This is a genomic window from Sinomonas susongensis, from assembly GCF_005877005.1.
Taxonomy (GTDB): Bacteria; Actinomycetota; Actinomycetes; order Actinomycetales; family Micrococcaceae; genus Sinomonas; species Sinomonas susongensis.
In genome coordinates this window covers 18615-40524 of the sequence record NZ_SSNH01000014.1, presented here as the reverse complement: position 1 = coordinate 40524, position 21910 = coordinate 18615, and the positions used below count along the sequence as shown (strand labels likewise).

Here is a 21910-nt window from a genome sequence, read left to right as displayed (position 1 = left end):
TCTCCTGAGATCCGCGATCGGCCGGAAGGCCTCAGCGCGTCGGATCGATCATGGTCATGCCTGCGACGTTCGCGGTGTCGAAGCCAGGCAGCATGCGGGCCGCCTCCTCGAGCCCGATGACGCGCTCGATGAGCTTCTGCGGTTCGAGCGCACCGGACGCGATCAGGGCGAGCATCCCGGGGTAGTCCCTCGCCGCCATTCCGTGGCTGCCGAACACGTCGAGCTCCCACGCGATCACGCGCGCCATCGGCACACGAGGGTGGCCCTCCACTGGCGGCAGGAGGCCGATCTGCACGTGCCGGCCCCTACGGCGCAGGCTGAGGATCGCGCTGGCGCTCGTCTGTTCGCTTCCGACGGCGTCGACGGAGACATGGCTGCCGCCTCCCGTCAGGGCATGGACCTGTGCGGGGATGTCGGTGCCGTCGGCCGTGACGGTGCCGTCGGCCAGTAGGACGTGGTCAGCCCCGAGGGAGGCGGCGACGTCCAGGGCTGCTGAGTTCCGGTCGACTGCGATGACCCTGCCGCCGAGCGCCTTCGCGATCATGACGGCGCTGAGCCCGACGCCGCCCGCGCCGACGACCGTGGTCCACTCGCCCTCCCTGAGGCGCGCCCGCCCTGTCAGTGCGCGGTAGGCGGTCGCGAACCGGCAGCCCAGGCTCGCGGCGGCCTCGAAGCTGACCCCCTCGGGGATCGCGACGAGATTAGTGTCCGCCGCGTGGATCACGACGCGCTCGGCGAAGGAACCCCAATGGGTGAAGCCGGGCTGCTGCTGGTCCGGGCAGACCTGGGCGTCGCCTGCGCGGCACCACTCGCATTTCCCGCAGCCCTCCACGAACGGAGCGGTGACGCGGTCGCCGACCGACCACTTCGCCACGCCGGGCCCGACGCGCGTGATGACGCCGGCGAGCTCGTGCCCGGGAACGTGGGGCAGCGCGATGTCGTCGTGGCCGGCCCAGGCGTGCCAGTCGCTCCGGCAGAGCCCGGTCGCGACGACGGTGATCGCCACTCCGCCCTCGGGCACCTCCGGCTCTGCGACTTCCCGGACGGCGAGCGGCGCGGCGATCTGGTCCATGACGATCGCGCGCACGGGCTCAGGTCTGCGGGTTCAGGGAGCCGAGAGCGGTGGCTGCAATGCGATCGAAGGCCGCGTCCAGCTCCTCGTCGAGGACCTGCAGTTCGGGGTGCGCCTCGTAGTGGGCCACGAGGCGCCGCGCGCCTTCGTCGAACGTGATGGTCGTGCGGAACTCGGGGACGAGCGCCCGCAGCTTGGCCGTGTCGAACACGACCGAGTGGGAACGGTCTCCCAGGAGCCCTGGCCCGAGGGCAGGGTGCAGCCGAGCGATGGTCTCGGACGCGACATGGACGAAGTCGGGGCTTTCCACCCCCGCAGCATTGGCGAGCCAACGGTAGACCTGGTTCCACGTCGGCACGTGGTCACCTGTGATGGTGAAGGCCTCCCCGATCGCGTCGGGGTGGCCGAGGAGCCCGGTGAAGCCGACTGCGAAGTCTTCGCTGTGGGTCAGAGTCCACAGGCTGGTCCCGTCGCCGTGGATCAGGACGGGCTTCCCCGCACGCATGCGGGCGACGTCGGTCCACCCGCCGAGGGTCGGGAGCAGCCGGTGATCGTAGGTGTGGGACGGCCGGACGATGGTGATGGGGAGTTCACGCTCCCTGAAGGCGCTCATGAGAAGGTCTTCGCAGGCGATCTTGTCCCGGGAGTACTGCCAGAACGGGTTGCGCAGGGGAGTGGACTCCGTGATCGGCAGGCGCCGGGGTGGCTTCTCGTAGGCCGAGGCGGAGCTGATGAAGACGTACTGTCCCGTCCGCCCCTCGTAGAGGTCGATGTCGGTCGCAACCTGCGCCGGGGTGAAGGCGACGAACTGTGCGACGACGTCGAACTCTCGGTCCCCCAAGGCGTCCCGCACGGACTGGCGGTCCCGCGCGTCGGCGACAACGCTCTCCGCCCCGTCTGGAATGGGCTGCCTTCCCGTGCCCCGGTTGAGCACCGTGACCGAGTCGCCTCGCTCAAGGGAGCGGGCGACGCAGGCCGCGCTGATGGTGCCGGTCCCCCCGATGTAGAGGATGCTCTTTCCGGACATGGGTTTCCTCCTGATTGAGCGAACGAGTGTGCCGGTCTCCATGGCGGGAGCGGGAACGATCTGGGCCGCCGAGATGGCCGTACCGTATCGCCGAATTGGAGAGTCTGTCCAGATGTTGTTAGCCTTGCTAACAATGCGTCTATCTGCAGGAGTGTCATGACCGACCACCCGCGCAAGGGGCTCGTGCTCGCCATCTGCTGCATGAGCCTGCTCATCGTCTCTTTGGACGCCACCGTGGTGAACGTGGCGCTGCCCTCGATTCGGCGCGACCTCGACACCACTGTCTCAACGCTGCAGTGGACCATCGACGGGTACACAGTGGCCATCGCCAGCTTCCTGCTCCTCGCCGGCTCCGCCGCGGACCGGATAGGCCGGCGCCGGGTCTTCCAGACCGGGCTGGTGACATTCGGCGTCGCCTCGCTGCTGTGCAGCCTCGCCCCCACGATCCACCTGCTCATCCTGTTCCGCATCCTGCAGGGCATCGGCGGCTCGATGCTCAACCCTGTCGCGATGTCGATCATCACCAACACCTTCACCGATCGCCGCGAGCGGGCTCGCGCAGTCGGCGTCTGGGGCGCCGTCGTCGGTGTCTCACAGGCCTTCGGGCCGCTCGTCGGCGGGTACCTCACCGAGCACGTCGGGTGGCGCTCGATCTTCTGGATCAACGTCCCCATCGCGATCCTTGCTGTTGTCCTGACCTCGCTGTTCGTGCCGGAGTCGAAGGCTCCGCGCGCCCGCAGCATTGACCCAGTGGGGCAGGTGCTCGTCATCGTCGGGCTCGCCTCACTGGTCTATGCCCTCATTGAGGGACCCGGCCAGGGGTGGGGCTCGCCCATCATCGTTGCGCTCATCGTGGTTGCAGCAGCCGCAGTTGCGGGGCTCATCGGCTACGAGCGCCGGCTCGAGGAGCCATTCCTCGACATGCGGTTCTTCCATTCGGTGCCGTTCTCCTCGGCCACCCTGTGCGCGATCCTCGCCTTCGGAGCCTATGCCGCCTTCCTCTTCGTCAATGCGCTGTACCTGCAGCAGGTCCGCGGCTATTCTCCCTTCGCCACCGGGCTCTACATGCTGCCCCTCGCCGCCTGCACCCTGGCCGCCTCGCTCAATTCCGGGCGCATGGTCGCCCGATTCGGCACCCGTCCCTCGCTCATGATCGCCGGCGGCATGCTGTGTGCGAGCGGGATCAGCCTCACCTTCCTGCGCGCCGACACGCCGTACGCCGTGCTGTTGGTCTCCTATGTGCTGTTCGGCCTCGGGTTCGGCACGGTCAACGCTCCCATCACGACGACGGCAGTCGGGGGCATGCCGCTCTCCCAGAGCGGCGTGGCCGCGGGCGTCGCCTCGACAAGCCGCCAGGCGGGCACGTCCATCGGCGTCGCGCTCGCGGGCACACTGACCGGTGCGGGGGCGAGCGCCGTGATCGGCCCGTCCTTCACGGGCGACACCCACCCGTTGTGGTGGGCGGTCGCAGGCGCGGGGCTCGCCGTGCTCGTCATCGGCTACGTCTCCACGACGCGATGGGCGCACCGTTCGAGCGATGCAGTGCGGCTTCTCTTCGAGGGCAGAGGTGATCGGGCGTCGGTTTAGGGGTGGTCATGGTCGGGCATCAGGCCGACCCACCACGTGCGGCGCTCCCGCACCATTCGCTACTGTCGAAGCAGCCTGGGAAGGAGGCCTGACGTGGCCCGCATCTTCATCACCGGATCAACCCAAGGCCTCGGGCTCGCGGCCGCCAGGACGCTCATCGCGCAAGGGCACGACGTCGTCGTCCACGCCCGCAGCTCCCAGCGGGCCGCCGACCTCGGTGACGTGGCCGCGCAGGCGGCAGGCGTCGTCGTGGGCGACCTCGCCGTGCGCGCGGAGACGCTTGCCCTCGCCGACGAAGTCAACGAGCTGGGGCGCATGGACGCCGTCGTCCACAACGCGGGCGTGTACACCGAGTCCCGGCGGGTCGCGACGCCGGAAGGCCACCCGCGGGTGCTGGCCGTCAACGTCCTCGCGCCCTACCTCCTCACAGCGCGGCTCGCGCGGCCGTCCCGCCTGGTCTTCCTGACGAGCGGCATGCACCGCAGCGGCACCCCCTCGCTCGACGACATCGAGTGGCTCACGCGCCGCTGGGAGGCCTATCAGGCGTACTCGGACAGCAAGCTGCTCGTGACGGCGTTCGCGTTTGCGCTCTCCCGGCGCTGGCCTGCCGTCAGCAGCAACGTCGTCGACCCCGGCTGGGTCCCCACCCGCATGGGGGGCCCGGGTGCGCCCGACGACCTCGAGCAGGGCCACCTCACCCAGGCCTGGCTCGCGGCGGGGGAGGACGACGACGCCCGGACCAGCGGGGGCTACTGGTACCACCGGCGCCGCCGCGAGCCGGCAGCCTCGGTCCGCGACGTTGCCTTCCAGGACGCGGTGGTCGAGAAGCTTGCCCAGATCACCCGGGTGGCCCTTCCTGACTGATGTGCAGACGCCGTCAGTGGGTCACGAGTGGCCCGCGGCGCCCGAGCGCCCACACGGCAAGCGCCCAGCAGCTCATCACGATGCCGGCGATCGCGACCCCGGTCCATCCTCCCGAGGACCACAGGAGCGCAGAGACGCCCGAACCGATGGCCCCGCCGATGAAGTTCGAGGTCACGTACGCCGTGTTGAGACGGCTGCGCCCCTCGTGCGAGAGCGAGAGGAGGCGAGTCTGGTTGAGGACGTTCTGGCCTTGGATCGCGACGTCGAGGATGAAGACGACGAGGACGAGCATCCAGACCGACTGGCCAGAGAATGCCGCTAGCACGAAAGAGGCGAGGACGAGGACCCACGCGATGCCTGTGGCCGGAAGCGACCAGCCCCTGTCGTGTAGCCGGCCGGCGCGCTGGGCGGTCACGGCGCCGGCGATGCCCACGAGCCCGAACAGGCCGATGATCGAGACGGGGTAGTGGAACGGCGGCCCCGCGAGCAGGAACGTGAGCGACGTCCAGAACAGGGTGAACGCCGCGAATGCGGTCGTCGACAGTGCGAGCGTCCACCTCACGGCGCGCTCGCGGACGACGACGCCGGCCACCGAGGCGAGCAGCTTCGGGTAGGGGACGCGCGCCTTGCGGTGGAGTGGAGGAAGCGCCCGCCAGACGAACCCTGCGAGGACGACGACGGCGACGGCGGCCGCGGCGTAGACCGCGCGCCAGCCCCCGAACACGGCGACGAGGCCGCTGATGGCGCGGGACGCGAGGATCCCGGTGAGGATGCCCGCGACGACCGTCCCGACGATGTGGCCGCGATCCTTGTCGTCGGCGAGGTCCCCGGCGAGCGGCGTGAGGATCTGACCCGCGACGGTCGTGATGCCCAGGAGGCACAGGGCAGCCAGCAGGAACCCGAACGTCGGAGCGAGGGCGCACAGGACGAGCACGACCGCCGAGACGAGCATCATCGCGACGGTGAGCCGCCTCCGATCGAGCACGTCCCCGAGCGGGACGATGAAGAGGATGCCGACGGCGTAGCCGATCTGGGTCGAGGTGACGAGCCAGCCGGCTGCGGATGGAGTGGCGTGCAGCTGGCCCGCGATCGTGTCGAGGAGCGGCTGAGCCCAATACAGGTTGGCGACGGCGGCCCCCGACGCTATGGCGAAGAGGAGTGTCAGGCCGCGTGTCATCGAGGGCTGCTGGGGCCCCGCCTTGGCCTGCGTCCGGCTCATGCTTTTCCCTTCAGTGATGCCCCTCGGGCTTCGGCGGGTTCAATTCCAGTTCCCCGTGAGGACCTCGGACCTATCGGTAGCGGGGGGCGGTGTCGGCGAGAGCTCGGAGATCCGGTGCCGCAGTTCGGGGGTCATCTCGATGTCGAGCGCCGCGAGCGATCCTTCGAGCTGTTCCGGGTTCCGCGCCCCGATGATCGGAGCAGTTACGGCCGGGTGGGCCATCGCCCAGGCGACGGCGAGCCCGGCAGGCGCGATTCCGGCGTCGTCCGCGAAGGCGACGAAGCGGTCAGCGGTGGCGTGGTCGCTCTCGAGGCCGTAGCGGTCCGCGTACCGGGCATTCTCGACGAGCCGCCCGCCCTCGGGCTGTGCGCCGCCACGGTACCTCCCCGTGAGGAGGCCGCCGCCGAGGGGGCTGTAGGTGATGACCCCCATGTTCTCCGCCTGCGCGAGGGGCAGGATCTCGACTTCCGCCTGCCGTTTCACGAGGTTGTACATGGGCTCGACGAGCTCGAACCGGGCGAGGCCCTCCCGGTCGGAGATGCCGAGCGCCGTGGCGATCTGCCACGCCGCCCAGTTGCTCACGGCCGGGTACAGGATCTTGCCCTGCTGCTGGAGGTCGTCTAGCGCGCGGAGGGTCTGCTCGATCGGCGTGCGCGGGTCGAGGGTGTGCAGGAGGTAGAAGTCGATCCGGTCCGTCCCGAGCCGCGTGAGGCTCGCTTCGACCGACTGCATGATGTGGCGGCGTGAGAGGCCCTGGCCGTTCGGATCGCCCTTCATCGGGAAGCCGACCTTCGACGCGATGACGATATCGTCTCGCTCGCCGACCGCGAGCTTGCCGAGGATCTCCTCCGAACGGCCGCCGCCATAGACGTTGGCTGTGTCGAAGAAGTTGATGCCTGCGTCGCGGACCCGGCGGTACATCTTCGCCGAAGTCTCCTCGTCGGCCTCCGATCCGAACGACATGGTGCCGAAGCACAAGGGCGAAACCTGCACGCCGGTGGCACCGACTGTCCTGTAGTCCATGCGTCTCCTTCCTCCGGAGGCTCTGTTGCCCCATTCCTTCGTGCCGAACCCGTTCGGGCTCGCACCGCGTGAGTTCGCGGTCATCCCGGCGCCACTACTGAGTCTGGGCGGCGGCCGGACCCGGAGACAAACGTGTATCTACGGAGTACCACCTCGGGTCATGGCCGCGCGCGGGACGGAGATGGCGCCCGAGCGCCACTGAGTTCACCTCGTAGCGCACTGACGTCGGACGGCCCGAGCCTAGTCTCACTGAGGACGCGGCTCCGGCTGTACATGCGAGCAGCGGCGGCACGGCCGCCTGGACTCGCGCCTTTGGGGGGCAGCCGGTTCCGCGGCCGCAACGTGCAGGGGGACTCGCAAGGATGGACATGACCTCGGATCTGATCGCTCGCCTCGCTGAAGCCTCGGGCAACCGCTGGGGACTCGTGACCACCGCGCAGGCAGAGAGGGCGGGCGTCAGCCGCAAGCAGATGTCGCGCCTGGCCTCGCTGGGCGCCGTCGTGCGGGTCGCCCAGGGCGTCTACCGGATGGCCCCCGCCGGCGACCCGCGGCTCGAAGGGATCGCTGCACGCTGGCTCATGCTCGCGGCCCCGGTGGAGCCGACGACGGCGACAGGTGCCCCTTCCGTCGTCGCCGCCGGCGAGAGCGCCGTCGTCCTGCACGGGATCGGTGGCGTCCGTACGGGAAACTACGAGTTCATCGTGCCGGAGCGCCGCCGGACGCGGCTTCCCGCCGTCGTCCTGCGTGCGGACGCCCTCACCCCCGGCGAGGTGGCCGTCCTCGACCGCATCCCAGTGCTCACGGTCGAGCGCACTGTCGCCGACCTCCTCAGGACCAGGACGCCGCTCGCCGTCGTCGACAGGGTCCTGCGCGAAGCGGTCCGGCAGAAGAAGCTCGTCTCGACGGACAAGTTCGCCCAGTACCTCGCACCGCAGGCTTCGGACCACGGCCTCCCGCTCGGGGACGGCCGCGGTCTTGCCAAACTCCTCTTCCAGCGGGCAGGGGTGATTACCCTCCCGCCGAAGAATTCCGTCGGGAAAGCCTTCTCCCGCGTCTGATTGCTGAATAGGCTGGAACGCGGCCCACTCAGCAACCTCATACGGAGGATCGTGATGGAATACCGCAATCTGGGCGCCAGTGGCGCTGTCGTCTCAGCCTTCTGCCTCGGGACGATGACCTTCGGCCATGAAGCCGACGAAGCGACTTCGCACGCCATTCTCGACGACTTCGTCGCCGCGGGAGGCAACTTCATCGACACCGCCGACGTCTACACCGCGGGGGCATCCGAGGAGATTATCGGCCGGTGGCTCGCCGCTGACTCTGCCCGACGCGACCGGCTCGTCATCGCCACGAAGGGCCGCTTCCCGATGGGCGAGGGGCCCAACGACCTCGGCACGTCGCGCCGTCACCTGCGGACTGCACTCGATGCCTCGCTGCGTCGCCTCGGCGTCGACCATATCGACCTGTACCAGATGCACGCGTGGGATCCGCTGACTCCCATCGAGGAGACGCTGCGCTTCCTCGATGACGCCGTCGCCTCGGGCAAGATCGGGTACTACGGCTTCTCGAACTTCCTTGGGTGGCAGCTCACGAAGGCGGTGTACGAGGCGAAGGCCCACGGCTGGGCACCTCCCGTCACGCTCCAGCCGCAGTACAGCCTCCTCGTCCGCGGCATCGAGTCCGAGATCGTGCCCGCGTCGCTCGACGCCGGCATCGGCCTCCTGCCGTGGTCCCCGCTCGGCGGCGGCTGGCTGAGCGGCAAGTACCAGCGGGACACCGCGCCCACGGGAGCGACCCGGCTGGGCGAGAACCCGCAGCGCGGCATGGAGGCGTGGGAGCCCCGCAATGCGAAGTCCCGGACGTGGGACGTCATCGACGCCGTCCGCGAGATTGCGGACGCCCACGGGGTCTCCTCCGCCCAGGTCGCGCTGCGCTGGCTCGCGGACCGGCCCGCCGTCACGTCCGTGATCCTCGGCGCCCGGACGCAGGAGCAGCTCGCGGACAACCTCAAGGCCGATGCCCTCCAGCTCGAGCAGGAGGAGACGGAACGGCTCACGAAGGTCAGCGAGCCGGAGCTCGACGTCTACCCGTACGGTGAGCAGGCGGTCCAGCAGAGGAGCCGCAAGATCGAGGGCGGCCGCTAGAGGCAGCCGCTTCGCTTCCGGCGGGGGCCCGCGCCCGAGCGGCGCGGCCCCCGCCGACGTGCGTGGAGCCGGTCAGTCCGTCAGGAGCCCCACGACCATTGTCCGGTGGAGCGTTTCCACGTGTTCTCTGGAGACGGCGGCGGCGGCGACGACGTCCGAGGCCCGGAGCGCCGCGGTCAGCACCGCATGGTCGCGGTTGGCGAGGTGAAGCTCCTCGATCGGGTAGGGGACGAAGAAGGCGTACAGCTCGTCGAGGGAGTGCTGGTACTCCTCGACCGCAGCGCCCAGCCCTGAAGCCTGTCCCACCGCCGCATGGAACTCCGCGTCGCACTGGTGGTACTCCGCCCAGTCGGTTGCCGCGGCCATGCGCTCGGTGAGCGACTCGAGGCGGGCGAGCTGCTCGCCAGTCGCATTCAGCGCAGCAAAGTGCCCGACGGCGCTCTCAAGAAGCATGCGCCGGTCGATGAGCCGATGGATCTGCTTGAACTCCGAAGCCGGCATGGTGAGGCCGTGGAGGACTTCGGCCGGCGGCGCGTCCGCGACGAATGTTCCCCCGCTCCGTCCCCGCAGCCGGACGACGACGCCGTCGTCGGCGAGCGAGGCGAGGGCACGCCGCGCCGTCATGGGGCTCACGGAGAGCCCGAGTGCGACGTCGTCCTTGTCGGGCAGCCGCTCGCCGGGCTTGAGCAGCCCCAGGCGAATGGCCATGCCGATCCTCATCCGGACCGCGTCGATTGCGCTGCGCCTGCCGATGCCTGAGAGCGACACGTCCTCGGTGAGCGGGCTCCCGGGCTCGTGGGGGACGCCTGAAAGCTCCGGCTCTGCGTTGGTGTGGGTCACCCCGATCTCCTGTTCCTTTAATGGTTCAGCTTGATCTATTATGGCTGGCGTCACATCGAAAATCGAGGTCTACCTTGCAACGTCATCTTCCCCTCGTGGCCGTACAGGCGTCGCCGCAGCTCATCGGCGCTCCGCTCGCAAGCTTCGCCGATGAAGCGCGCCGGGCCCTCGAGCGGCATCCCGAGGCCAAACTTCTCGTCTTCCCCGAACTCCACCTCTTCGGGGACGGCATGCCCGACCTCCAGCGGAATGAGGCCCTCCGCGGGGCCGCGGAGCCCCTGGACGGCCCGCGGGTCGACGCCCTGGGCGCACTGGCGCGCGAGCTCGGCGTCTGGCTCGTGCCCGGAAGCGTCTGCGAACTCGGCCCCGCCGGCGAACTGTTCAACACGCAGATCGTCCTCTCCCCGGACGGCACGCTCGAGGGCAGCTACCGAAAGATCTTCCCGTGGCGCCCCCACGAGCCGTACGACCCGGGAAGCGGCTTCACCGTCGTCGACCTCGATGGGATCGGGCGGGTCGGGCTGAACATCTGCTACGACGCCTGGTTCCCCGAGACCGTCCGGCAGCTCGCCTGGATGGGTGCGGAGGTCATCCTCAACGTCGTCAAGACGACGACGGCGGACAGGGCCCAGGAGCTCGTCCTCGCCCGCGCCAACGCCATCGTCAACCAGGTCTTCATGGTGAGCGTCAACTGCGGCGGTCCGACCGGCATGGGCCGCAGCATCATCGTGGATCCCGAGGGAGATGTCATCGCCGAGGCCCCCGACGCTTCCGCCGTGCTCCTCGCCGCGGACCTCGACCTCAGCGCCGTCGATCGCGTGCGTACCCAAGGGACCGCCGGCGTCAACCGCATGTGGTCGCAGTTCAGGCCCGGCGAGCACCCCATAGAACTCCCCGTCTACCAGGGTCGGATCGATCCTGCGACGTGGGAGCCCTCGACCCCTTCATCCGAATCCACCCACCGGCCACGTTGACGTGGCTCCCCGCCCCAGTCAGGAGCACTCTATGACCGACTCGTCGGCAACCCTCACCCGGACGCTGCGGCTTCCGTCGCTCGTCCTCTTCGGGCTTGCGTACCTCGCGCCGCTCATCGTCCTCGGCATCTTCGGCGTCATCGCACAGACGACGGGCGGAGCGACGCCGTCCGCGTACCTCGTCGCCCTCGTCGCGATGTTGTTCACGGCGCACAGCTACGGCCGCATGTCGGTCGCGCATCCCGTCGCCGGGTCGGCCTACACCTACGTCCGGAAGACGATCGACTCTCGGGTGGGCTTCCTCGTCGGATGGGCGATGCTCCTCGACTATGTGTTCCTCCCCATGGTCATCTGGCTCATCGGCGCCTCATACCTCGGCTCCGCCTTCCCGAGCGTGCCGATGCCGGTCTGGATCATCTCCTACATCGTCCTGACCACTGCGCTCAACGTGCTCGGCATCAAGGTCGCGGACAAGGCCAACTTCCTCCTCATGGCGTTCCAGCTGCTCGTCATCCTGCTGTTTGTCGTGCTGTCCATCGCGTCGATCATGGGGCCGCACGGTTCCGGGAGCCTGTTCAGCGCGACGCCGTTCGCGAACCCGAGCACGGGCTTCGGTCCCATCACGGCGGGAGCGGCCATCGCGGCCTACTCCTTCCTCGGCTTCGACGCGGTCACGACGCTTACCGAGGAGACCTTCGAGCCGCAGAAGACCGTCCCGAGGGCGATCATGCTCGTTGCCCTCATCGGTGGCGGCATCTTCATCGTCGTCTCGTATGTTGCGCAGCTGGTCCACCCCGGCGGCGACTTCGCGAATGTCGACTCCGCGGCGACCGAGCTCGCCGTCCAGATCGGAGGGAACCTCTTCGCGGCGGTCTTCCTCGCGGGTCTTGTCGTCGCCCAGTTCGCGTCCGGCATCGCCGCCCAGGCGAGCGCGTCCCGTCTCATGTATGCGATGGGCCGCGACTCAGTCCTGCCGAAGAAGGTCTTCGGGCGCCTCAGCCCGCGCTTCCGCACGCCGGTCGTCAACATCGCCATCACCGGCGCTGTGGGCCTCATCGCCATGTTCCTCGACGTCTCGACCTCGACGTCGTTCATCAACTTCGGCGCCTTCACCGCCTTCACGCTCGTGAATGTCTTGGTGATCTTCCACTTCGTCCGGGAGACCAAGCGGGGTGCACGGCTCAACCGCGTGAGTTATCTTGTTGTGCCGGCTGTCGGAGCGATCATCTGCGCATACCTGCTCTCGCAGCTCGACTCGAACGCACTGACGCTCGGTCTCTCGTGGCTCGGGGTCGGCATCATCGTGCTCGCCACGATCACCCGCGGTTTCCGCAAGGCGCCGCCCGAGATGCAGACTGCTGAAGCAGCACTCGTCTGACCAGAAAGGACGCATAGTGCGTGTGGCCGTCGCCCAGCCCGCCTCGACCGACGACGTCGCGGCGAATCTCGCCGCGATAGACCGGATGACGGCGGAGGCGGCCGGCTCAGGCGCCGAGCTCGTGCTGTTCCCCGAATACGCGACGTACGAGAAGAAGCGTCTCGACGAGACCTTCGCGCGCGCTGCCCAGCCCCTTGACGGATCCGTCGGAACGAGGCTGGCCTCCATCGCCCGCAGCCAGGGGATTGCCCTGGTGGCGGGAGTGGTGGAGGCCAGCCCCGACCCGGCGCGGCCCTACAACACCCTCGCTGCCTTCTCCGCGGACGGCAGCCTTGCGGCGGCATACCGCAAGATCCACCTCTTCGACGCGCAAGGGCAGCGGGAGTCGGACTTCATCTCGCCGGCCCCCGTTGCCGATCCGGTGACGTTCGAGGCCAGCGGGGTCACCTTCGGGCTCCTGACCTGCTACGACCTGCGCTTCCCCGAGCTCGCGGGCGCATTGGCCGATGCCGGCGCCGAAGTGCTCGCACTCGGCGCGTCCTGGGTGCCGGGCGAGCTCAAGACAGAACAGTGGCGCACGCTCGCTGCCGCCCGGGCCATCGACAACGCGGTATTCCTGGCCGGGGCCTGCCAGGCGCCTCCCGTCTCGATCGGCAACAGCCTTGTCGTGGATCCGCAGGGCGGAGTGCTCGGACAGCTGGAAACGGCCCCAGGGCTCCTCGTTGCCGACCTCGACCCGGCCCGCATCGATCGGGCCCGCCGGGAATTCCCGATCGCCGGGCAGCGACGCGTCGGCGCCGGGCTGGGCGGCGATCCCGTTTCGCGGTCCGCTGCCCAGCCCTCTCCCGCTTAGACCGTCTGGGGCTTCCGCGCCCCGAGGATCGCCGCGAAGAACGCGCCGAGTTCGGCGGTGGCGGTGAGCGGCAGGATGTTCGCCACGTACTGATCGGGGCGGACGACGACGACCGCGCCCCCGCGGTCGACGCCGCGGAGATCGAAGATGTCGGCCTTCGGGTCGCTCCCGTAGACCTTCTCGAGGTAGGTGAGCTTGAACGGTCCGACCTCGGGCTTGAAGACGGCGGGCACAGCGTTGATGTCCACCCTCGTGTGGTCCTGCTGGTAGATGACCCTGACGTCGAACCACGCGTCACGGTCCAGGCCTGCCGGCGTTGCGGCCAGTGGCGAGTCCGCCGCGGTCTGGAGCCATTCCGCGAAGTCCGCTACCGATGACGGCTCACCGGCCGGGGCGGCGTCGGCGAAGACGTAGAGGCGCCAACGGCCGTCCGCGCTCGCCTGGTGGCCGAGCTGGAGCGGATTCGTGTCGCACACCCGGACGACAGGTGCGGACTTGAAGCGCTTGCCGATCGGGAAGCCCGCGGCCAGCTCCTGATGCGCCGGTTCTGCGACGAGCATCGACGGAGCGTATTGGGTCATGAATCCCGCGGGGAACTCCGCCGTCCGCACATAGAAGTCCTCGAGCTCCGAGGGATCCTCGAATTCCTCGGGCTTCTTGGCCATGAGCGTCGACCACTCCTTGTCGAAGTCGATGAGGTTCTTCGCGATGACCTGGCGTTCCTTCGAGTAGGTGGAGAGCAGGGTTTCCGGGCTGCGTCCTTCGAGGACGTGCCCGAGCTTCCAGCCGAGATTGAAGCCATCCTGCATGGAGACGTTCATGCCCTGGCCAGCCTTGGCGCTGTGGGTGTGGCACGCGTCGCCGGTGATGAACACGCGCGGCGTGCGGGCGCCGAGTTGCTCGGGGAGGACGTCGTCGAAGCGGTCGGTGAGCCGGTGCCCGACCTCGTACACGCTGTGCCACGCGACGTTGCGCACCTCGACGGTGTACGGGTGCATGATCTCGTTCGCCTTGGCAATGATCTGCTCGATCGTGGTTTTGCGGATTTCCCCGTGATCTTCGGGGGAGACCTCGCCGAGGTCCACGTACATGCGGAACAGGTGTCCACCCTCACGGGGGATCAGGAGGATGCTGCCGCTCTCGGCCTGGATGGCGCACTTGGTGCGGATGTCGGGGAAGTCCGTGACGGCAAGAACGTCCATGACACCCCAGGCGTGATTGGCCTGATCGCCAGCGAGGGTGCAGCCGATCGACTGCCGCACCTTGCTGCGGGCGCCATCGGCGCCGACCACGTATTTGGCCCGCACAACGCGCTCCTGGCCCTCATGCTCTCCCACGGTGTGGGCGACGGTGACCTTGACCGGATACTGGCTCTGTGCGCCGTCCTCGCCGTCCAGGACCTCGAGGCTGCGGAACTCGAGCCCGTAGTCCGGCTTCATCCGCGTGGGGGAGTTGGCCATGAATTCGGCGAAGTAGTCGAGCACGCGGGCCTGGTTGACGATGAGGTGCGGGAACTCGCTGATGCCCATCTCGTCGTCGACCGCTCGGGCCGCGCGGACGATCTTCGAGGGATCGGCGGGGTTGGGCTTCCAGAAGGCCATCTCGGTGATGCGGTAGGCCTCGGCGATGATCCTCTCGGCGAAGCCGAAGGCCTGGAACGTCTCGACGCTTCGCGCTTGGATGCCATCGGCTTGGCCAATGGCGAGCCGGCCTCCGCGCCGCTCGACGATCCGGGTCGTGACCCCGGGGAACTGGGAGAGCTGCGCGGCGGTGATCATGCCCGCGGGTCCCGTCCCCACGATGAGGACGTCGACCTCGTCGGGGAGCTCCTCGGGCCGGTCGAGGCCCACGCCGGCGGCGGGCTGGATGCGCGGGTCACCGGAGACGTATCCGTGGTGGTGGAACTGCACGGGCTTTCCTCACTTCGTTGTGGCTAGCTCTCGCCTAAAGGCTTGTTCGATAATAGAATTTCTTGTTCTAATATCGCTCAACCCATGGTAGGGCAGGTCACAGTGGCCCATCAAGCCCCTCCGAGGAGGACAAAAGAAGAGGAGGACGACGGCGGCGCCGCTGCGCCGTCGTCGTCCTCCCTTGGTTCGGCCCTCTAGCGGTGCCTGATCCCCAGCTGGGCGTTGTTGGCGGGGGTCTGACCCTTGACGGGGACGTCGCCGAGGGCCTCGTCGATGGCGCGCAGCACATCGTCGCTGAGCTCTACGCCGGAAGCGGCTGCGTTGGCGTGGACCTGCTCGGGGCGCGACGCGCCGATGATCGCCGAAGCGAGTTCGCTCCGCCTGAGCACCCACGCGAGTGCCATCGTCGTGAGGTCCATCCCGGCTCCCTCGGCGATGGGAACGAGTCGCTGCACGGCTTCGAGGATCGGCTCCTGAAGGAAGCGGTCCTTGAAGGCGTTCATGGCGTCGTTTGCGAAGCGGCTGTCGTCGGGCAGGGCCTGGCCCGGCTTGTACTTCCCGGTGAGCACGCCCTGCGCGAGCGGGGACCAGACGATCTGGGAGATGCCGTTCGCCGCGCACAGCGGGAAGACCTCTTCCTCCGGCGCCTGCCACAGCATGGAGTACTGCGGCTGGGAGGATACGAAGAGATCCGGACCGGCGATGTCGATCGCGGCCTGGATCTGCTCCGGCGTCCACTCGCTGAACCCGAGATAGCGGGCCTTGCCCTGCTCGACTACTTTCTGGAACGCCTCGATCGTCTCCTCGATCGGGACGGAAGCGTCGAAGCGGTGGGCCTGATACAGGTCCACGTGGTCGGTCTGGAGGCGGGTGAGCGACGCGTCGATCTGCTTCGCGATCTGCTCTCCCGAAAGCCCTGAGTCAGTGTCCGACATTTCGCCGAAGACCTTCGTGGCAAGGATGTACGAGCCCCTGGGGTGCTTCGAGAGGATTTCGCCCCATGCCGTCTCCGCGGCGCCCCGGCCGTAGACGTTGGCGGTGTCGAAGAAGTTGATCCCGGCATCGAAGGCGGCCTCCGTGCAGGCTCTCGTCTGCTCGGCCGCGACGCCGCCCGAGAACGTGAGCCACGAGCCGAGCGAGATCTCTGAGACTTCGAGGTCGGAACTGCCGAGTTTGCGGTAGCGCATGTGGATGTTCTCCTGATCGGTCTTGGCTGACTCTTCTATGAGTACGCCCCTTGGGCTGGGCGGAGGAAGGCTCTCTCAGACCTACGCACGGGCAGGCCTCAGACCTCGTGCCGGGCGAGCCGCACGCACTCGTCCCACAGCCGCTTCCGCGCCGCCTCGTCGGAGCCCATGCCCGGCGTCGGCAGCATTTTCCGATTCGCCCACAGCTTCCCGGTGAACACCGCTCCTTCGGCAGAGGTGGCGAGCCAGACTGCGGTGTCGGCAGCCTTCTCGGCGGGCTTGCCGAACGTATTGGTGACCCAACGGAATGGACCGCCGACATCGTGCAGGAGCGCCGTGTTCTTGACCAGACCGGGATGCACTGCGTTCACCACCACTCCCGTTCCGTGGAGCCTTTTGGCAAATTCCTGCGTCAAGAGAACGCGGGCAAGCATGGTCGGGGGAGTTGAGCGGAAATAGCTGTATCTGCTTCTCGAGGTCTGAAGGTCGGTGAAATCCAGTCTGGTCCTGCCGTATCGAGACGTCACGTTGACAACGCGGGGCACGAAACTTCCTGTCGCCGCCCGTTTGAGCGCGTCGAGGAGCAGGTTCGTCGTGAGGAAGTAGCCCATGACATTGGTCGCGAACGTGAGCTCGAGCCCATCGGCGGTGGTGTGGCGCTCCTTACGGAACACGCCAGCTGCATTGACGAGGACATCGAGCCTCTCGTGATGGGCCGAGAATTCCCGGGTGGCCGAGCGGATCGAAGCTTGAGACGAGAGGTCGCAGACGAGTGGCTCGAGTTCGGCGGAAGGGACGAGCGAGCGAATGTCCCGGATCGCATTCTCGGCGCGTCCCTGGGTTCGCCCGACGACGACGACCCTCAGGCCTTCGCGAGCAAGCGCCGCCGCTATCGCTCCGCCGATGCCTCCGGTCGCGCCTGTAACAAGAGCCAGCCGTCCATCTGTCGAGGGCATTGCCCGTCGCCTCCCGCGCGCCAGCCGTGAAGCTAGGCTTTCCCTCCACAGTAGGTCCGCCGTCGCCCCGCGATCTAGAGACGGCTGTCCCACGGTTGGCCATCCAGCCAATACCGTACTCGGTCTGGCCAGCCGAAAATGCTGGGGGTAAAGAGGTGAGGGTCTTTGGGGCGCAGATTCTCCAACCCGTCTTCTGGTGGCCGCAGGATCGCTATTCCGCCCAGCAGGGCGAAGAAGCCCGCTGTTCCACCCACCGAGGAAGGCATGCTGAGGATGCCGACGACGGACAGGGTAAGTGCTAGCACGACGCTCATCGACCGATTGACGATGAGCGCCGCTCGCGGGGCGCGCGATGAGAGCCAAGGCGCGATGACGAGCACCAGAGCCCCAGGGAGCGGCATGTAGACCATGAAGGCCACGGCCACGAACGCGGCGGCCGCGAGGCCGAGAGCCCGCAGAGCCAACACCTTCAGGGGCATCAGATTCGACCAACCGACAATCATGGCGAGCATTGCGGGAGGGAATACGAAGCCGAGGAAAATGAAGTTGGCGGCCGAGGCGTAGCCGAGGGCGGCGTACAGGAGGGTGATCGCGAAGCTCCCGACTAGGCCTTTCCACCTCGGCCTCACGGCCAGCATCATCACTGGCCAGGAGACGAAGGGGGTTACAAGGCCGCCGGTTTCGAAGGCGCCTTGGGTCCAGTCCAAAACGGCCAAGACGATCATTTCGCCGAGCGTGATAACGGTGGCAGCCCCAACGGAGGCGTGGAGCGGGGAGGTTTCCTTGCCAGCTTCGACGTCCTTTGCGTGGGTTCTCATACTTTGATGGTGAAGCCGACGCTGCAGAGACCGAGGAGGCCGTTGCCAAAGCCACATCTTCGGTCATGAAGCATGAAAGGAATGTATTCACCGGGGACGTATCCTCCCCAAATTTCGTGGGCAGGGGCACCGTCGTGAACACCTGAGAGGGTGAATCCCCCCGGACCGTACTTGTAGTGGACGCCATAGGTGATGGCGGGTGGGCTGATGAGACCCCAGATGAAGCTATGTGGCTTGATGGGTAGCGCAACCTCATGATTGATGAACCCAACATGGATTCCCCGAAGGGCTGACGCGGTCATACTAATGCCCGAATCGCTGGCCTGGGCTTGCTTGACAAACCTGCAGTCGGCGAATGTGTTCTTTGAGCAATGGTATTCAGTGGTGATTCCGACGAATTTGCGGAACGAGTAGCTCTGGACTCGCCAGTTCTGATCGAAGTAGTACGTTACGTCTGTGCGAGTCTTGTAGGGCGAGAGCCAGGCTCCGAATCCGCGGTTGTTCCCGTCGAAGACCTGGGTGTCCCAATTCGCGGGACGTATGTATAGGTCAGGAATGAAGGTTTGGTACCGGAAAGTCCATGGGAGGGGCGCGGGTGACGCCGCAGCCCGGATCTGCTGAGGGGTGCCAGCGGTGGCGGGAGGCCGACGGGAGCTAATCAGAGCTTGTTCGGCGATTGTCGGGGTGGGCGCGTTTGGGGGTCGGAGGACATTTTGGTTGGTTCTAGCCGTTCCGAACGTCGTCGACAATGACGGCTGCGCCAGTGAAAGCATGTTCGTGGCGGGTACGCGGGCAGAGGAAAGGGTGATGCTCTCTTCCCTTTGGGAGTGGTCGGGAGTGGAGGTGGAGCAAATGTTCCTTTCTGGGGTTCCGTCTTGGCTTATCTCATAGATGACTTCCGTGCCGACTGGCCTCCCTCGATCGATGTACTCGGTGCTGCAGGTCGTGCCGATCTGAGCTCGTCCCTTCATGGCCAGTCTCCCGTCCGAGTCACGCACGAGCTCGGATCGGACAACGGTTCGGGGGCGGGCATCCGCGGCTTGCTGTTTCCAATTGACGATGCTGACCTCTGTGTCCGAGGTGATGACGGCGGAGACGGTTGCCGTCGGCTTCTCCTCGTCGGCTACGACGACTCGGACGTCTCGCTGCGCGAGCAGGGCGCCTATGGGGTTATAAGCCTTCGCGCTGAACGTGGTCTGGCCACTGGGAAGCTTGAATATTGGAGTGGTCGACTCGGTCGAGAGTGCCCCCGAGAGGTCAAACAGGCGGTAGCGGGCCGCCCCGGGGTACGGAGACATCTCGAGCGTGTGTTGAGCGTCCGTGCCTGTCGATGATCCAACGACTTGAAAGCTCGTTTTCGGGGCTCGCTGTCTGGTGATGGCGTTCTCAAGACTGGCCAAGAACGTGTTCGGTATGGCGGTCGACGCGCCAAAGATCTTGCCGTCCAACGCTTCGATACCCCAGGCATTCGCCTCATCGGCCAAGTGTCCGGAGAAGGACGCTCCGGAATCGGTGAAGCGCACAAGGGTTCCACTGAGCGCCGCTTCATAGGCCGCGGGTGCCGCCGCTGCAGCTTCCTCCGGAACTGAGATGCGGAATTTTCGGGTATCGACGTTCTTGCCGCGTAGGAGGTTCACGACCTTGAGATTTCGCTCGACCGGGCTCGCGCCTTCGACTGCCATCGTGGGGTAGCCAAGGGCTTCAACCCGAGACAGTGCGGCGGAAGCCGCAGCGGCATTCCCCACAAAGACAATCCGTTTAGGTTTGAGCCGGGCCAGTTCGGACTCCTCCCAACTACCCAGAGAGTCCGCGATGGTGAAAAGAGGTGACTTCTGGAAGCTTGAAGCCGAGGAGGCTGTCACAAGATCTGCAGTGTGTCCTGCGTCAGTGATATAGAGCTCATCCACAGGGGCGCTGAACATTGTCGAAATCGGGACGTCAAGCTCAAGCGGGCCCGGACCGCTGATCCATTGCTGGAGCGCCGTGACTCCGTTGATCTGCTGACGGATCCCGCTTTTCGGGCTGAAGCCAGGACCCACCAGTACGGCTTCTCTCGCCCTGAGCTGCGCAATCACTTCGAGGACGAGGGCTGGGGCGGAAGGTTCCACGAGGAGAAGTGGAGCATTCTGGTTAAGCGCGGCAGGCGCCGCGACGGCGATGGCAATCGTGTCGTGCGCGTCCGCGATGAAGACCTTTGACGCTCCGGTGGGCCATTTGTTCTTCGCAATCTGAACCGAATACGCGCTGGGGTTGTCCATGGCTTCTCGCGTCACCTTCGTCAAGGTGGCCCCTTGGGCCAGAGCGGCGACGGGTGGCCCGACAAGTGTCGTGCTGGCCAAGGCGGCGGCGACAATAGCTCCCCTGATCGGCTTGTTCTTCAACGTGGCTCCCTCAGCCCGGTGGCCAGCGGTGTTGTCTGGCGTGAACACCCGCTCGCGAGCCTAGGGATTCCTGGAGACACTGAGTTGTGGAACACGGAGGGCGCTCGGCGAACCCTGATTCGTTCCGTTGATCGGAAGAACCTCTATCCCTTCGCATTCCCGGACCCTACGCTGGCAGCACCCCGCAGTCGATGTTCGTGTTCGCTCTGCGAACATTTGTACAGAATGCGAACAGCGGTTACCCTCGAAATGAGACGGTGCCGCTCGCGGGGCACTCGGCAAGGAAGCTAGAGGAGGAACCATGGGCGAACCCGTCAAATCGTCCGACGCCGCCGCTGACAATCAGGCGATCGTCAGCCGGGAGATCCGGGACATCGAAGAGGGATACAGGGCCGCGCTCTCAGCAGGGCAGCCCGCAGAAACCCAGCCCCGCATCGACTACGCGCCGTACCGCAGCTCGATCCTGCGGCACCCCACAAAGAGCCTGCACCACGCTGACCCGGAGACCATCGAGCTGTACAGCCCGGCCTTCGGCCATCAGGACGTGCACGCCCTCGAGTCGAATCTGACCATCCAGCACGGCGGGGAGCCTCTGGGCGAGCGGATGGTCCTGCGGGGCAAGGTGCTCGACGGCGACGGCAGGCCCGTTGCGGGCCAGCTAGTGGAGATCTGGCAGGCCAACTCCGCGGGCCGCTACATCCACAAGCGCGACCAGCACCCCGCGCCGCTCGATCCGAACTTCACGGGCGTGGGCCGCTGCATCACCGGCCCGGACGGCTCGTACGAGTTCCTGACGATCAAGCCCGGCGCGTACCCGTGGAAGAACCACCTCAATGCGTGGCGCCCGGCCCATATCCACTTCAGCCTCTTCGGCACCGAGTTCACCCAGCGCATCGTCACTCAGATGTACTTCCCCGGTGACCAGCTCTTCCCTCTCGACCCGATCTACCAGTCGATCGTCGACCAGGACGCGCGGGACCGCCTCGTGGCCCGCTACAACCATGACCTCACCTCGCCCGAGTGGGCCTTGGGCTATGAATGGGACATCGTCCTCACGGGCCCGAAGCGGACCTGGACCGAGAACGAGGCGTACGGAGAGCAGGGTGACAATGAGTAGGTCCCTTATTCCCACCCCCGGCCAGACTGTCGGCCCGTTCTTCGGGTACGCCCTGCCCTTCGCGAAGGGCGGCGAGCTCGTTCCGCCGGGGAGCCCGAACAGCGTCCAGCTCCACGGAACGGTCTACGACGGCAACGGCACCCCGATCCCCGATGCGCTCATCGAGATCTGGCAGGCCGACGAGAACGGCAATGTCGTCTCTGAGACCGGCTCGCTCGTCCGCGACGGCTACACGTTCACGGGCTGGGGCCGCATCCCGGCCGGCAACACTGGCAAGTACGTGTTCACGACCGTGAACCCAGGTGCCACCGAGCCCGGCAAGGCGCCGTTCTTCGCCGTCGCCATCTTCGCGCGCGGCCTCATGAACCGGCTTTTCACGCGCGTCTACCTCCCCGAGGACTCGGAGGCGCTAGAGAAGGACGCGCTCCTGAGTTCGCTCGAACCAGCCCGCCGCAAGACGCTGATCGCAGAGCGCCTTGCCGACGGTTCGCTCCACTGGGACATCCGCCTCCAAGGCGAGGACGAGACCGTGTTCCTCGACTTCAACAGCGAGGCCTAGC

The 21910-nt window shown here is 67.0% G+C and carries 19 protein-coding genes; 9 read left to right on the top strand and 10 right to left on the bottom strand.

Features of this window, described 5'->3' with window-relative positions:
• Positions 1-31 precede the first annotated feature (31 nt).
• Both E6A21_RS15835 and E6A21_RS15830 read right to left on the bottom strand, forming a co-directional pair.
• Complete coding sequence (locus tag E6A21_RS15835; protein ID WP_138445126.1) at positions 32-1087, bottom strand: zinc-dependent alcohol dehydrogenase family protein; 1056 nt, start codon at positions 1085-1087, stop codon at positions 32-34.
• A 4-nt stretch (positions 1088-1091) separates the two neighbouring features.
• On the bottom strand, positions 1092-2099 hold the full coding sequence (locus E6A21_RS15830) for an SDR family oxidoreductase (RefSeq protein WP_138445125.1): 1008 nt from the start codon (positions 2097-2099) through the stop codon (positions 1092-1094).
• A 156-nt stretch (positions 2100-2255) separates the two neighbouring features.
• On the opposite strand from E6A21_RS15830, the gene E6A21_RS15825 reads away from it, so the two are divergent.
• Together E6A21_RS15825 and E6A21_RS15820 are read left to right on the top strand one after the other, a co-directional pair.
• On the top strand, positions 2256-3686 hold the full coding sequence (locus tag E6A21_RS15825; protein WP_212745959.1) for an MFS transporter: 1431 nt from the start codon (positions 2256-2258) through the stop codon (positions 3684-3686).
• A gap of 93 nt (positions 3687-3779) precedes the next feature.
• Positions 3780-4550: an SDR family NAD(P)-dependent oxidoreductase gene (locus E6A21_RS15820; protein WP_138445124.1), complete on the top strand. Its 771-nt coding sequence runs from the start codon at positions 3780-3782 to the stop codon at positions 4548-4550.
• Between the two features lie 13 nt (positions 4551-4563).
• Here E6A21_RS15820 and E6A21_RS15815 read toward each other — a convergent pair whose 3' ends face one another.
• Entirely contained in the window at positions 4564-5769 is a 1206-nt protein-coding gene (locus E6A21_RS15815) for an MFS transporter (RefSeq protein WP_138445123.1), read from the bottom strand.
• Positions 5770-5808: 39 nt separating this feature from the next.
• Positions 5809-6792, bottom strand: coding sequence for an aldo/keto reductase (locus E6A21_RS15810; protein WP_138445122.1), 984 nt, complete (start codon positions 6790-6792; stop codon positions 5809-5811).
• Between the two features lie 368 nt (positions 6793-7160).
• Between E6A21_RS15810 and E6A21_RS15805 the strand changes: the two genes are divergently transcribed.
• Both E6A21_RS15805 and E6A21_RS15800 read left to right on the top strand, forming a co-directional pair.
• Positions 7161-7850, top strand: coding sequence for a type IV toxin-antitoxin system AbiEi family antitoxin domain-containing protein (locus E6A21_RS15805; protein WP_138445121.1), 690 nt, complete (start codon positions 7161-7163; stop codon positions 7848-7850).
• A gap of 54 nt (positions 7851-7904) precedes the next feature.
• Positions 7905-8936 (top strand): aldo/keto reductase, encoded by a 1032-nt coding sequence (locus E6A21_RS15800; RefSeq protein ID WP_138445120.1) that lies wholly within the window; start codon positions 7905-7907, stop codon positions 8934-8936.
• Positions 8937-9008: 72 nt separating this feature from the next.
• Here E6A21_RS15800 and E6A21_RS15795 read toward each other — a convergent pair whose 3' ends face one another.
• Positions 9009-9776: a FadR/GntR family transcriptional regulator gene (locus E6A21_RS15795; RefSeq protein WP_246036570.1), complete on the bottom strand. Its 768-nt coding sequence runs from the start codon at positions 9774-9776 to the stop codon at positions 9009-9011.
• 95 nt (positions 9777-9871) lie between these two features.
• Between E6A21_RS15795 and E6A21_RS15790 the strand changes: the two genes are divergently transcribed.
• Genes E6A21_RS15790 through E6A21_RS15780 form a run of 3 tightly spaced genes read left to right on the top strand, consistent with a single transcriptional unit; the run spans position 9872 to position 12981 of the window.
• Positions 9872-10750, top strand: a complete 879-nt coding sequence (locus E6A21_RS15790; RefSeq protein WP_246036568.1) for a carbon-nitrogen hydrolase family protein — start codon at positions 9872-9874, stop codon at positions 10748-10750.
• A 31-nt stretch (positions 10751-10781) separates the two neighbouring features.
• Positions 10782-12128, top strand: a complete 1347-nt coding sequence (locus E6A21_RS15785; RefSeq protein WP_138445118.1) for an APC family permease — start codon at positions 10782-10784, stop codon at positions 12126-12128.
• Positions 12129-12144: 16 nt separating this feature from the next.
• Positions 12145-12981 (top strand): carbon-nitrogen hydrolase family protein, encoded by an 837-nt coding sequence (locus E6A21_RS15780; RefSeq protein WP_138445117.1) that lies wholly within the window; start codon positions 12145-12147, stop codon positions 12979-12981.
• Here E6A21_RS15780 and E6A21_RS15775 read toward each other — a convergent pair.
• The 5 genes from E6A21_RS15775 to E6A21_RS15755 all read right to left on the bottom strand — a co-directional run bounded on the left by E6A21_RS15775 (position 12978) and on the right by E6A21_RS15755 (position 20233).
• Positions 12978-14891, bottom strand: a complete 1914-nt coding sequence (locus E6A21_RS15775; RefSeq protein WP_138445116.1) for an FAD-binding monooxygenase — start codon at positions 14889-14891, stop codon at positions 12978-12980. The two genes, E6A21_RS15780 and E6A21_RS15775, sit on opposite strands and share 4 nt — an antisense overlap.
• Positions 14892-15085: 194 nt before the next feature.
• Positions 15086-16078 carry an aldo/keto reductase family protein gene (locus E6A21_RS15770; RefSeq protein ID WP_138445115.1) on the bottom strand — a complete coding sequence of 331 codons (993 nt, stop codon included), beginning with the start codon at positions 16076-16078 and terminating at the stop codon, positions 15086-15088.
• Between the two features lie 98 nt (positions 16079-16176).
• Positions 16177-17034: an SDR family NAD(P)-dependent oxidoreductase gene (locus E6A21_RS15765; RefSeq protein WP_138445114.1), complete on the bottom strand. Its 858-nt coding sequence runs from the start codon at positions 17032-17034 to the stop codon at positions 16177-16179.
• A 74-nt stretch (positions 17035-17108) separates the two neighbouring features.
• Entirely contained in the window at positions 17109-17852 is a 744-nt protein-coding gene (locus tag E6A21_RS15760; RefSeq protein WP_138445113.1) for a hypothetical protein, read from the bottom strand.
• The gene (locus E6A21_RS15755) at positions 17849-20233 is read right to left on the bottom strand and encodes a hypothetical protein (RefSeq protein ID WP_212745957.1); all 2385 of its coding nucleotides are present in this window, start codon (positions 20231-20233) and stop codon (positions 17849-17851) included. Before E6A21_RS15755 ends, E6A21_RS15760 begins: the two co-directional genes overlap by 4 nt.
• Before the next feature lie 301 nt (positions 20234-20534).
• Here E6A21_RS15755 and pcaH point away from each other — a divergent pair, with 301 nt between their 5' ends.
• Positions 20535-21350 (top strand): protocatechuate 3,4-dioxygenase subunit beta, encoded by an 816-nt coding sequence (pcaH, locus tag E6A21_RS15750; protein WP_138445111.1) that lies wholly within the window; start codon positions 20535-20537, stop codon positions 21348-21350.
• Complete coding sequence (pcaG, locus tag E6A21_RS15745; RefSeq protein WP_138445110.1) at positions 21343-21909, top strand: protocatechuate 3,4-dioxygenase subunit alpha; 567 nt, start codon at positions 21343-21345, stop codon at positions 21907-21909. Before pcaH ends, pcaG begins: the two co-directional genes overlap by 8 nt.
• The last annotated feature ends 1 nt before the right edge of the window (position 21910 follow it).